Genomic DNA, 13,284 nt, shown 5'->3' with positions numbered 1-13,284 from the left:
GAGTTTAAATAAAAAGGTGAAAATTACCATGTTGGAGTATAATGAGTGAAGGAGTTTTATCAGTTGCAGACAGAAGAAGTTTTCTTTTATTAAGAAGTTGACAAATTCTACTTATTGTTTGTATAATTAGTGCGACTGTCAATTTTAAATGTAACGTTTGATTTTGATAATAGAAATATCTAGCTCCTAGGAGGTGCTTTATAGATGAAAAGAACGTTTCAACCAAATAACCGTAAACGTAAAAAAGTACACGGATTCCGTGCACGTATGAGTACAAAAAACGGCCGTAAAGTTTTAGCTCGTCGTCGTCGTAAGGGAAGAAAAGTATTATCTGCTTAAGCCACTGAAGATTTTTATCAGTGGTTTTTTCCACTTTATGTAAGAATTTTGAAAATGTTGTGTTGGATAGGATTAGTAAGGTGATAAAATGAAAAAAGCATATCGAATTAAAGAGAATGAAGAGTTTCAATACGTATTTCGTAAAGGAAAATCCTTTGCTAATCGACAGTTAGTTATTTATTACATGGAAGATCCAATGCAAAAGCATTTTCGAGTCGGTATATCTGTTGGTAAAAAAATAGGAAATGCAGTAATTAGAAACCGTATCAAGCGTTACATTAGACAATGCTTTTTGGAATTAGAAGATTCAATTTTACCGACTTTAAATATTATTGTAATAGCAAGAAAACCAACAAATGAAATGAATTATCATGAAGTAAAGAAGAGTTTAATTCATTTACTCTCTAAACAGCATTTATGGAAATGATTTTTATTATGAAAGACTCTCGCTTAAATGATATATTTGCAGTGAGCGATATCGATCAATTAGGTGTAGGTTGATTTTAGGAGGAACTGTTTTGGGTAGTCGTAAAAAGTTATTTTTACTACTTTCATTGATTGCTGCAGCAATGTTACTTTCTGGTTGTACAGAAATTAACGAACCAATCTCTTCTGAAAGTACAGGAATTTGGAATTCAGTATTTGTATATCCAATGTCTTGGTTAATTACATATTTTGCTGAATTATTTACTAATGACTATGGATTAGCTATTGTTATCGTAACAATTATTATTCGAATTATATTATTACCATTAAACGTAAAACAATTAAAGAGCTCTAAAGCAATGCAGGATATTCAACCTGAGTTAAAAGAAATTCAACAAAAATACAGTTCAAAAGATGCAAACACACAAAAGAAACTACAAGAAGAAACAATGGCATTATTCCAAAAGCATGGAGTTAACCCATTAGCTGGATGTTTACCATTATTCATACAAATGCCAATATTGATTGCTATGTACCATGCAATTATGCGTACTGCAGAAATTAAAGAGCATAGCTTTTTATGGTTCCAATTAGGTGCATCAGATCCGTATTATATATTACCATTAATTGCTGGTGGAGCAACTTTCTTACAGCAAAAACTAATGATGGCAGGAAGTCCAGCAGCACAGAATCCACAAATGGTTGTTATGTTATATTTAATGCCAATTATGATTGCTGTTTTCGCAATGTTCTTCCCATCTGCATTAGCATTGTACTGGGTAGTAGGAAACATTTTCATGGTTGTGCAAACTCTTTTTATTCGCAAGCCAATGTTTAAAGGGAACAATGGAGGAGAAAATAAGTGAGAGAGATAACTGCTAGTGGTCAGACCGTTGATGAAGCGATCCAATCTGCATTAGAGCAGTTAAATACAACTTTAGATAGGGTCGAAGTTAAAGTAATTGATGAAGGAAGCAAAGGTTTCCTTGGAATTTTTGGTTCAAAATTAGCAATTGTTAGTGTAGCATTGCTTAAAAATCAGATAGAAGAAACAGAAGAATTTATTAAAGAAGTAACAAAAAACATGGGTGTAGATATTGAACTTACAACCACTGTAAAAGACAAACATGTAAGCTTTGAAATGAATGGCGAAAAGATTGCTTTATTAATTGGAAAACGTGGTCAAACATTAAATGCATTGCAGTACCTCGTGCAATTGGTAATTAATAAAGATAGTCAACAATTTTATCGTGTAACATTAGATGCAGAAGGCTATCGTAAGCGTCGTGAAGAAACATTAGAAGTGTTAGCTGAAAAATTGGCAGCAAAAGCTTTACGAATCAAGAAAAAAGTTTCCTTAGAACCAATGCCTGCATATGAGAGGAAAATCATTCATACTGTCTTACAAAACAGAAAAGATGTTTCCACTTATTCGGATGGTGTAGAGCCACACCGATATGTTGTAATTAAGCCTTAATATTTCATTAAAAAACCGATTAGGAGAAAATTCCTAGTCGGTTTTTTAATGTGAAACTGAGATAAAAGAAAGTGTATTTCTTTTCCGAGGAGGCTGAGGACAAGCCCATGGAAGCAGAGTATATTTCCGAAGCGGGTGTTCGCACAAATTATGTTAGGAATTTGTTAGATAAAAAAACTTTTACTTAGCCTCTAGGTGGATCCTTTGACAGAAGATATGGATGTCTAGCTGCAAGGGCTGTTTTTTATGAAATTAGAGGGTAAGAAGAATGGAAAATAAAACAAGAATATCCACATGTTGATAACTTTATTTTAAGTACAAACTGTGCTATTCTAAGATGTTAGTAACAATGAAAAATAATAGCTATATAATTGGATAAAATAGTTGATAACTTTAATATAGATTTTTGGGGGTAGAGTCATGGAGGCAGAAACAATTGTGGCGATCTCAACTCCAGTTGGAGAAGGGGCTATTTCTATTGTTCGTATGAGTGGTCCAGAAGCTATAAATATTGCATCAAATATATTTAAAGGAAAAGATTTAAAAAAGGTTGCAAGTCATACTATTCATTATGGTAATATTATTGATCCACAAGATGAAGAAGTAGCAGATGAAGTCATGGTTACTGTACTCAAAGCTCCTAAAACATATACCTGTGAGGATATTATTGAAATTAATTGTCATGGGGGAATTGTAGCAGTAAATAGAATCTTAGAAATTGTATTAAATCAAGGAGTTAGACTAGCAGAACCTGGAGAATTTACGAAACGTGCCTTTTTAAATGGGAGAATTGATTTATCACAAGCAGAAGCAGTAATGGATTTAATTCGTGCAAAAACAGATAAAGCGATGTCTGTTGCGCTACATCAACTAGATGGAAGATTATCAAATTTAATTCGTAAACTGAGACAAGAATTAATTGAAACAGTAGCACATGTCGAAGTAAATATTGATTATCCAGAATATGATGATGTAGAAGAAATGACACAAGGAATGATGCAAAAAAGAACGAAAAAAGTTCATGCAGAAATAGAATCTTTACTACAGGTTGCAAAACAAGGGAAAATCTTAAGAGAAGGTATAAATACAGGGATTATTGGTCGCCCAAATGTAGGGAAATCCTCCCTGATGAATGTATTAGTTCAAGAAAATAAAGCAATTGTTACAGATATTCCTGGTACAACTCGTGATATTATAGAAGAGTATGTGAATGTTCGTGGAGTCCCTCTGCGCTTAGTAGATACAGCAGGAATTCGTGAGACAGAGGATATTGTAGAGCGAATGGGTGTGGAACGTTCGCGTCAAGTTCTATCTGAATCTGATTTATTATTGTTTGTATTAAATAATAATGAAGCATTAACAACAGATGATTTGCAGTTATTTGCAGCAGTAAAGGGATTAGAATATATTGTCATTATTAATAAAACAGATTTGCCTACAAAGCTAGATATGGAAAAAGTAGAAGCATTGGCAGAAGGACAACCAATTATTTCTTTATCAATAATAGAAGAACGTGGAGTAGAAGAGTTAGAAAAAGCAATAGCAACTATTTTCTATGCTGGTCACATCGATAGTAATGAATCTGCATTTGTATCGAATGTGAGGCATATTCATTTACTTCGTCAAGCAAAAGAAGCTTTAGAGGACGCGATGAATAGTTTAGAATTTGGTATGCCATTAGATATTGTACAGATTGATGTTACTAGAACATGGGAATTTTTAGGAGAAATTATTGGAGATACAGCTAGCGATAGTTTGATTGATCAATTATTTTCACAGTTTTGTTTAGGGAAATAAAAATAGGCACTGTATATTTTTCTCAAATTTTATAGTTTAGATAGCATTTCCAGCTGTACCTTCATTATGAAAATTAAAATAAAGAAAGGAATAAACACATGATATATGAAGCAGGCCATTATGACGTTATTGTTATAGGAGCAGGTCATGCAGGTTGTGAAGCTAGTGTTGCTTCAGCTCGAATGGGTGCAAAAACTTTAATGTTAACTTTAAATTTAGATTTAGTTGCCTTTATGCCTTGTAATCCTTCACTTGGAGGACCAGCTAAAGGTATTGTTATTCGTGAAATTGATGCGTTAGGTGGTGTAATGGGGAAGGTAATTGACAAATCTTATATCCAAATGCGCATGTTAAACACACGTAAAGGTCCGGCAGTGCAGGCATTAAGAGCACAAGCAGATAAACCTATTTACATTCAAGAAATGAAGAAAGTACTGGAGAACGAGCCAAATATTACTTTACGTCAAGGCATGGTTGATCGTCTTATTATTGAAGATGGTGTATGCAAAGGGGTAATTACAGAAACAAAAGCAGCATACCGTGCAGATGCAGTAATTATTACGACAGGAACCTTTATGCGTGGAAAAGTTCTCATGGGAGATATTGAATATGAAAGTGGTCCAAATAATCAACGCGTATCTATTAAGTTATCTGAGCACCTAGAGGAGCTTGGTTTTGATTTAATACGTTTGAAAACAGGCACACCACCACGCGTATTAAATAGTACGATTGATTATTCAAAAACAGAGATACAGCCAGGGGACGAAGATAAGCGAGCCTTTTCTTATGAAACAACAAGTTTTATTACTGATCAACTACCTTGTTGGTTAACATATACAAATGAAAAAACACATCAAATTATTAATAATAATTTAACTCAATCAGCAATGTATTCGGGTAAAGAAGTAGGAACAGGGCCAAGATATTGTCCTTCCATTGAAGATAAAATAGTACGTTTTCATGATAAACCACGTCACCAAGTATTTTTAGAACCAGAAGGTAGAGATACAGAAGAAGTATATGTACAAGGATTATCCACATCTTTACCAGAATATATTCAAGAGGATTTATTAAAAACTGTTCCAGGATTGGAAAATGCGCAAATTATGCGTCCAGGCTATGCTATTGAATATGATGCGGTAATCCCGACGCAATTATGGCCAACTTTAGAAACGAAAAAAGTTCCAGGTCTATATACAGCTGGCCAAATTAATGGAACATCAGGTTATGAAGAAGCGGCTGGTCAAGGGATGATGGCAGGAATTAATGCAGCAGCAAAAGTATTAGGAAAAGATCCGTTTATTTTAGACAGATCTCAGGCGTATATTGGTGTTATGATTGATGATCTTGTCACAAAGGGTACACGTGAACCATATCGTTTACTTACTTCGCGTGCAGAATATCGTTTATTACTTCGTCATGATAATGCAGATTTACGCTTAACAGAGCTAGGATATCAATTAGGTTTAATTACGGAAGAGAGATATCAAAAATTTGTTGAGAAAAAAGCATTAGTTGAAGACGAAATACAACGTTTGACAAAGTTAGTAATTAAGATGGAGCCACATATCCAGCAAGTATTAACGGAAGCCAATTCAACACCATTAAAGGATGCTACACATGCAATTGAATTATTAAAACGTCCAGAAATTAAGTATGCGACGATTGAAAAAATGATGGCTGCAAGTAAAAAGCTATCAGAAGAAGTAAAAGAACAAGTTGAAATTCAAGTTAAATATGCAGGTTATATTAAAAAGGCAAAAGATCAGGTAGCAAGAATGTTAAAATTAGAAGATAAGAAAATACCAGCAGATATTGATTATGATGCAATCAAAGGCTTATCTATTGAATCACGTGAACGATTAAAGAAAGTACGACCATTATCTGTTGGTCAGGCTTCGCGTACTGCTGGAGTAACTCCATCAGATGTATCCATTTTAATTATTTATATCGAACAAGGGAAAATTGCTCGTGTTGCTAATTAAAAGAGCAGTTTTAAACATTATTCAATAAGGAGACATTCTATTGAATCCAGAACAATTTAAACAAGCATTACAAAAATACCATATTGAATTATCAGAAGAGCAAATGGAACAATTTTCTATTTACTATCAGATGTTGGTAGAATGGAATGAGAAGATTAATTTAACAGCTATTACAGAAGAAAAAGAAGTATATTTAAAACATTTTTATGATTCTATTTCAGCCGCATTTTATTATGATTTAACATTGCCAAAACATATTTGTGATGTAGGGGCAGGAGCAGGTTTTCCAAGTATTCCTTTGAAGATTTGTTTCCCTCATTTAGAAATAACTATTGTTGATTCCTTACAGAAGCGAATTAAGTTTTTAAATGAGCTTGCTACTGCATTGAAATTGAAAGATGTTCATTTTCATCATAGTCGTGCAGAAGATTTTGGAAGAAATAAAGAGTTTCGTGAGAAATTTGATATTGTTATAGCTCGAGCTGTAGCACGTATGTCTGTTTTAAGTGAACTTTGTCTACCTCTATGTAAAGTAACTGGATCTTTTATAGCATTAAAAGGGGCACAATCTATAGAAGAATTGGCTGATTCAAAAGCAGCTATCCATATACTAGGGGGAGAGGTTGTTGGTAATGAAAGCTTTACATTACCAATGGAAGATAGTGAACGTTCTATTGTCATTATTGATAAAGTTAGACAGACACCTAAAAAATATCCAAGAAAGCCAGGTATGCCAAATCGAAATCCGATTCAGTAGAGGAGGCATGCCTCTCTTACTAATTCATGGAAGTGAGAGAGGAACCAATATATTTCAGAAGATTCAAACTATTTAACTGTAAATAAAAATATCTTTGTTATGTCATATTCTTATTTGTATGAATATGGTAAAATAGAATTACATATGTAGATTTTTATCACATATATGTATAAGGTATATGTGATTTTATATAGATGGAGTAAAAATGTTTCACGTGGAACATTTTTACAAATTAGGGGAAAATAAGAGAAACTACATATTTTTGAAAAAGAATAGATGATGTAAGTTTTCTAAATCGTTTTTCCATTAAATATATTCCAATGATGTAGAAAAGGAATAGGAGAAAGGTGGTGTCTAATCATGCTGCAACCTTTTAATCGGATTTTTGGACTTGGTGAAAAACAAAAAGATGGAGAACATACGGATGAGGTAATTAAATTACCAATTAGCCAAATTACTCCTAACCGTTACCAACCAAGAGCGGTTTTTAATGAAGATAAAATAAAAGAATTAGCACAAACAATACATACTCACGGAATGATTCAACCTATTGTTGTTCGTAAAATGGATGATGAGATGTATGAATTAATTGCAGGTGAGCGTAGATGGCGTGCTGTACAAACATTAGAGTGGGAGACAATCCCGGCAATTATACGTGATATGAATGATGCGGAGACAGCATCTGTAGCATTAATAGAGAACTTACAGCGTGAAGAATTAACTGTAATCGAGGAAGCGCAAGCGTATGCAAAATTATTAGAATTACATTCTTTGACGCAAGAAGCACTAGCACAAAGACTAGGAAAGAGCCAATCTACTATTGCGAATAAGCTTCGCCTTTTAAAGTTACCAGAAGATGTACAAAATGCATTATTTCTAAAAACAATAACTGAGCGACATGCTAGGGCGCTTATTGGATTAAAAGATGAAGTAATACAGCTTCGTGCACTTGAAGAAATAATTGAAAATGATTTAAATGTGAAGCAGACAGAGGCACTTATTCAAAAACTTTTAGAACCAGAACAACCAAAAGAAAAAAAGCAGAACCGAATAAAGGGAGTTAATAAAGATATTCGTATCGCAATGAATACTATACGTCAATCTTTGAGTATGGTTACAAAAACTGGTATAGAAATAGAGTCAGATGAAGAAGAGTTAGAAGATTATTATCAGTTCACTATAAAAATTCCAAAAAAGAAATAATATTATCTTATCATACCTAATGTGATGCCCATCAATTTTGATGGGCACTTTCGTTCATAAACTTTCGTCCAATATTTTAATAATCTATGGAAAATAGCTAGATTATTAAAATATTGCGATTAACTTTATCCTCGTCCAATTTAAAAACAAGCATTTATCTCACTAAATAAGAAGGTAATTTTATCCTTTTCTACTATTCCATTTAATAGTTTATATGAAGTAACCCAACTTAAGTTTAAGAAGGTTAATTACATTCTTTTAACAAAAAGTATTTTTATAGTTATTTCCTATGTATAAAATGATATTATATAAAAGACAGGTTTTTAATTTAATAGAATTGTTTATAGTTGATTTTTAAGGAATAAACATGAATAAGCTCAAACTTCTATTGAAAAAGAAGAAAATTTTATCACTAAAGTACGATTGAAATTGCAACTTAGTCACATTCGAAGTGTTTACGAGATAAGTAGGTGAAATAATGGGGAAAATTATAGCTGTAGCAAATCAAAAAGGTGGTGTTGGAAAGACAACTTCATCCGTGAATTTGAGTGCTTGCTTAGCATTATTAGGAAAAAAAGTACTAATTGTTGATATAGACCCACAAGGCAACGCAACAAGTGGGGTAGGTATTAATAAAGGAGATATGGATAATTGTATTTACAATATCCTTGTGGAAGATTTACCAGCAGAAGAAGTATGTGTCTCTACTGCTGTAGAAGGATTAGATATCATTCCAGCTACTATTCAATTAGCTGGAGCAGAGATTGAACTCGTTCCAACTATTTCAAGAGAAATTCGTTTAAAACGAGCATTAGATCATATAAAAAATAATTATGATTATATTATTGTCGATTGCCCACCTTCATTAGGTCTATTAACAATTAATGCTTTAACTGCATCTGATTCAGTAATTATTCCTGTACAATGTGAGTTTTATGCATTAGAAGGATTAAGTCAATTATTGAATACTATTCGTCTTGTACAAAAGCATTTAAATAAAAGTTTAATGATCGAAGGCGTTCTTTTAACAATGCTTGATGCAAGAACAAATTTAGGAATTCAAGTAATTGAAGAAGTTAAAAAATATTTTCAGGATAAAGTATATCGCTCTATTATTCCAAGAAATATTCGACTTGGTGAAGCACCTAGCCATGGGAAACCAATTATTATTTATGATCCTAGATCGAAAGGTGCAGAAGTGTATCTTGAATTAGCAAAGGAAGTGATCGAAAGTGAAAAGGTTAGGTAAAGGCTTAGACGCATTGCTCCCTGATATGAACGAATCAGAAGACTCAATCCAGGAAATACAAATTAATCAATGTCGACCAAATCCATATCAACCAAGAAAAACCTTCCAAGCAGATGCCATTGAGGAATTAAAAGAATCTATCTTAGAATATGGTATTATCCAGCCATTGATTGTTCGTCAAAGTATAAAAGGCTATGAAATTGTAGTAGGGGAGAGAAGATTCCGGGCTGCAAAAGAAGCAGGTTTAGAAGTAATACCTGTTATTGTCAAAGATTTGACAGATCATAAAATGATGGAAATTGCTCTATTAGAAAATTTACAACGTGAAGATTTAACACCAATAGAGGAAGCGACAGCATATGATAATTTATTAACCGAGTTAAAAATTACTCAAGAAGAATTATCCAAACGATTAGGAAAAAGCCGTTCTCATATTGCGAATATGATGCGTTTACTATCTTTACCAGAACAAGTCATTGCCTATATTAATAATGGTGAATTATCCATGGGCCATGGCAGAGCTTTACTTTCTGTTAAAAATGAAGATCAATTGCTAGAACTTGTAACTAAGATTCGCAAGGAAAAGTTAAATGTACGTCAAGTAGAGCAATTAATCCAACAAATAAATAAAGAGTCAAATAAGAAGAAAGAAAAACCGAAAAAAGATATTTTCATTCAAAACACAGAAACAAGATTAAGAGAACAGTTTGGTACAGCAGTAAATATTCAACGAGGAAAGAAAAAAGGGAAGATTGAGATTGAATTTTACTCTGATGAAGATTTAGAAAGACTCATTGAAATTTTATCTGAATAAAAGTAATGGCACAGGCTGACAATTTACTTGTCAGTCTTCTTACTTTATTCTGAGCTAAATTTCTATTACTCTATATGGAATAATAGTAAGTGTTTAAGCAGAAAATGAGGTGAGAGCATATGATTTATTTTGACCAAGCAGCATCTTCTTTCCCAAAACCAAAAGAAGTTGTTGATCAAATGATTGATGTAGTAACTCATTTGGGTGCAAACCCTGGTAGGGGAGGGCACCAACTTGCAAGAAAAGCAGATATGATTATTAATGAGACTAGAAATAAAGCAGCAGCTTTATTTGGATGTACAAACCCAAAACAATGTTTATTTTATCCAAATGCAACAATTGCTTTAAATCAAGCAATAAAAGGATTGAATTGGCAAAAGGGAGACCATGTGATTGCTACTTCAATGGAACATAATTCATTGAGAAGACCACTGGAATATATTAGAAACAATTTTGGAGTAGATGTAAGCTATATTGATTGGCAGGAAAATGATGAGCAATTTATACAATCTTTTCAACAAGAAATTAAAGAGAATACAAAGCTGATTGCAATAACACATGCCTCTAATGTAACAGGTTCATTAATACCTATAGATGCTATTTTAGAGATAGCACATCTGAAGGGAATTTTAACATTAGTGGATGCTTCGCAAACTGCTGGACATTTGCCAATTAATATGAAAAAACAAGGAATTGATATGCTTGTTTTTCCTGGACATAAAGCTTTACTAGGTCCACAAGGTACAGGAATGTTATTAGTAGAAGGGGAAGTCTTATTATCTCCCATTCATCATGGAGGTACAGGAAATTACTCTGAATCCATAGAGCAACCAGAAGCATGGCCAGAAAAATATGAAAGTGGTACATTAAATACGCCAGGTATAGCAGGTTTACTTGCAGCATTAAAACATTATGAGAAAAATAAAACAGAAATTGTTCCACGTGAAACAATTTTAATTCAGAAATTGTATAATGGTTTGAAGCAGATACATGATGTGCAAGTTTACTGGACAGATAAACAACCGAAGCAAATACCGATTGTAGCATTTAATGTAAAGGATATTTCCTCACAAGAATTATCAATGATATTGGATTCACATTACCAAATCGCAGTTCGTGGGGGATTGCATTGTAGTCCTTTGGCTCATCAAACTTTGAATACATTAGAACAAGGTGTAGTAAGAGCAAGTATAAACATGTATAATACAGAAGGGGAAATTGAGATTTTCCTTCAAGCAATACAGCAGATTATTGATGCGTATGAAAATATATAAATAGTTATAACAAAAGAAGATTCGGGTTATACATAAATTGGAGATGGATAAATGGCACTTACAGGAACATTAGTTAATGGATTATGTATCATTATTGGAAGCATACTAGGGTTGTTTTTTACTAAAATTCCCGAACGCTTTAAGGAAACAGCACTACATGGAATTGGACTATCTGTTATATTGATTGGACTACAAATGGCATTTTCTACAGAGTTAATTATTGTTGTTTTACTTAGTTTATTATCTGGAGCAATATTAGGTGAGCTTTTCCGTATTGAGGATATTTTAAATCGTTTTGGAAACTGGATTGGAAGTAAGTTTCAATCCGCTAATGGTAAAGGGAGTATTTCTCAAGGATTTGTAACGGCAACACTTATTTTTGTAGTTGGGGCAATGGCTATTCTAGGTGCTCTTGATAGTGGGGTACGTGGTGATCATGAAGTTTTAATTACAAAAGGAATTCTTGATGGTTTTATGTCTCTTGTATTAACAACAACATTAGGAATTGGCGTGATTCTTTCTGTTATTCCCGTTATCCTTTATCAAGGATCAATAGCATTACTAGCAACACAAATTGAAAGATGGATACCAGAGGCCTTTATGAATGGTTTAATTACCGAATTAACAGCAGTAGGGGGACTAATGATTGTTGCAATCGGTTTGAATATTTTAAAAATCACCCAAATACGTATAGGGAATTTATTACCATCAATTCTAACTGTTTGTGTGATTTACTACATATATTATATGTTTTTTTAAATAAGTGTAGAAGGGGAGTGGGTGAATTCATCCATAGAACCTTCTGCATTTTTAAATGGATTAAAATTATAATTTCTTTTACTAAAAAGCAGAATGGTGTAATATTTACTATAGATATTCCAAAAGAACATAAGAGAAAGAGGAGGTTCTACATTTGGAAAATATAAAGGAACATATAATGAATTCCGAATTCTGGCTTTCTATCGGAGAAAAAGCATTACATATTTTCTTAATTCTTCTTTTAGCTGGGATTGTTATAAAGCTTAGTCGTAAAATTATTGATCGATTATTTGTTAAGCAGAGGCATCATCGGAAAATTAGTATATCTGAGAGAAGAGAGAATACATTAACAAAATTACTGAAAAGTGTAGTCACATACATTGTTTATTTCGTTGCTTTTATCATGATATTGTCTGCTTTTGGTTTTGAAATTATGCCATTAATAGCTGGGGCAGGAGTTGTAGGTCTTGCAATTGGTTTTGGAGCTCAAAGCTTAGTAAAAGATATTATCTCTGGTTTCTTTATAATATTTGAAGATCAATTTTCTGTTGGAGACTATGTTGATATATTGGGTATCGAAGGAACAGTAGAGGAAATAGGTTTACGAACTACAAAATTGAAGAGTTATACAGGAGAACAACAAATTATACCTAATGGAAACATTACACAAGTAACGAATTATTCGATACATAATGGATTAGCTATAGTAGATATTAATCTTTCCTACGAAGCAGATGTGGAGCAAGCTGAAAAGTTAATTGAAATGATTTTGGAGGATTTACCGGGTAGATATAAGGAGGTTCTTGCTAAACCAACTATAGAAGGAATTGAAGCATTAGAGTTATCACATGTTGTTATTAGAATTATTGCAGAAACGTTGCCTAATCACCAGGTAATGATATCAAGAGTTATTCGTAAAGAAATTAAAGAAAAGCTTAATTCTAATGGAATTACTGTCCATCATACGTAATGAAGTACAATATGTGTTGAGGGAGGATTAAAATGGCGAATAATAAAGATTTTGGTTTGAATGATATTGTTGAAATGAAAAAACAACATCCATGTGGAGAAAATCGTTGGAAGATTATTCGTATGGGAATGGATATACGAATCAAATGTCAAGGTTGCGAACATAGTGTACTTATTCCACGTCGAGAGTTTGTAAAGAAAGTAAAAAGAATTATTGAAAAGCATGAAGAATAAC

14 protein-coding genes are annotated in these 13,284 nt (G+C 32.9%); all 14 read left to right on the top strand.

Going from position 1 to position 13,284, the window contains the following annotated elements:
- Positions 1–204 precede the first annotated feature (204 nt).
- The 14 genes from rpmH to AB4Y30_RS17600 all read left to right on the top strand — a co-directional run bounded on the left by rpmH (position 205) and on the right by AB4Y30_RS17600 (position 13,283).
- A complete protein-coding gene (rpmH, locus tag AB4Y30_RS17665) occupies positions 205–339 on the top strand; it encodes a 50S ribosomal protein L34 (RefSeq protein ID WP_010094630.1) in 135 nt (44 codons plus the stop codon).
- An 88-nt stretch (positions 340–427) separates the two neighbouring features.
- Positions 428–766, top strand: a complete 339-nt coding sequence (rnpA, locus tag AB4Y30_RS17660) for a ribonuclease P protein component (RefSeq protein ID WP_368653499.1) — start codon at positions 428–430, stop codon at positions 764–766.
- Between the two features lie 91 nt (positions 767–857).
- Positions 858–1,631, top strand: a complete 774-nt coding sequence (gene spoIIIJ, locus AB4Y30_RS17655; RefSeq protein WP_368653498.1) for a YidC family membrane integrase SpoIIIJ — start codon at positions 858–860, stop codon at positions 1,629–1,631.
- Positions 1,628–2,242: an RNA-binding cell elongation regulator Jag/EloR gene (jag, locus tag AB4Y30_RS17650; RefSeq protein WP_368653497.1), complete on the top strand. Its 615-nt coding sequence runs from the start codon at positions 1,628–1,630 to the stop codon at positions 2,240–2,242. The genes spoIIIJ and jag overlap by 4 nt, the downstream gene beginning before the upstream one ends.
- Before the next feature lie 420 nt (positions 2,243–2,662).
- Positions 2,663–4,039: a tRNA uridine-5-carboxymethylaminomethyl(34) synthesis GTPase MnmE gene (gene mnmE / locus AB4Y30_RS17645; protein WP_368653496.1), complete on the top strand. Its 1,377-nt coding sequence runs from the start codon at positions 2,663–2,665 to the stop codon at positions 4,037–4,039.
- Positions 4,040–4,137: 98 nt separating this feature from the next.
- Positions 4,138–6,024, top strand: coding sequence for a tRNA uridine-5-carboxymethylaminomethyl(34) synthesis enzyme MnmG (gene mnmG, locus AB4Y30_RS17640; RefSeq protein WP_368653495.1), 1,887 nt, complete (start codon positions 4,138–4,140; stop codon positions 6,022–6,024).
- A gap of 40 nt (positions 6,025–6,064) precedes the next feature.
- A complete protein-coding gene (rsmG, locus tag AB4Y30_RS17635) occupies positions 6,065–6,781 on the top strand; it encodes a 16S rRNA (guanine(527)-N(7))-methyltransferase RsmG (protein ID WP_368653494.1) in 717 nt (238 codons plus the stop codon).
- A 360-nt stretch (positions 6,782–7,141) separates the two neighbouring features.
- The gene (gene noc / locus AB4Y30_RS17630) at positions 7,142–7,984 is read left to right on the top strand and encodes a nucleoid occlusion protein (RefSeq protein ID WP_368653493.1); all 843 of its coding nucleotides are present in this window, start codon (positions 7,142–7,144) and stop codon (positions 7,982–7,984) included.
- Between the two features lie 478 nt (positions 7,985–8,462).
- Positions 8,463–9,233, top strand: a complete 771-nt coding sequence (locus AB4Y30_RS17625; protein WP_368653492.1) for a ParA family protein — start codon at positions 8,463–8,465, stop codon at positions 9,231–9,233.
- Between the two features lie 25 nt (positions 9,234–9,258).
- The gene (locus AB4Y30_RS17620; RefSeq protein ID WP_368655252.1) at positions 9,259–10,047 is read left to right on the top strand and encodes a ParB/RepB/Spo0J family partition protein; all 789 of its coding nucleotides are present in this window, start codon (positions 9,259–9,261) and stop codon (positions 10,045–10,047) included.
- A 119-nt stretch (positions 10,048–10,166) separates the two neighbouring features.
- Positions 10,167–11,321 (top strand): aminotransferase class V-fold PLP-dependent enzyme, encoded by a 1,155-nt coding sequence (locus AB4Y30_RS17615; RefSeq protein ID WP_368653491.1) that lies wholly within the window; start codon positions 10,167–10,169, stop codon positions 11,319–11,321.
- A gap of 51 nt (positions 11,322–11,372) precedes the next feature.
- Complete coding sequence (locus tag AB4Y30_RS17610) at positions 11,373–12,080, top strand: DUF554 domain-containing protein (protein WP_368653490.1); 708 nt, start codon at positions 11,373–11,375, stop codon at positions 12,078–12,080.
- A gap of 154 nt (positions 12,081–12,234) precedes the next feature.
- Positions 12,235–13,050, top strand: coding sequence for a mechanosensitive ion channel family protein (locus tag AB4Y30_RS17605; RefSeq protein WP_368653489.1), 816 nt, complete (start codon positions 12,235–12,237; stop codon positions 13,048–13,050).
- Between the two features lie 32 nt (positions 13,051–13,082).
- Positions 13,083–13,283 (top strand): DUF951 domain-containing protein, encoded by a 201-nt coding sequence (locus tag AB4Y30_RS17600; protein WP_368653488.1) that lies wholly within the window; start codon positions 13,083–13,085, stop codon positions 13,281–13,283.
- The last annotated feature ends 1 nt before the right edge of the window (position 13,284 follow it).

Origin of the sequence: Ornithinibacillus sp. 4-3, from assembly GCF_040958695.1 — a bacterium.
Classification (GTDB): Bacteria; Bacillota; Bacilli; order Bacillales; family Amphibacillaceae; genus CALAMD01.
This window is presented reverse-complemented; position numbering and strand designations above follow the sequence as displayed.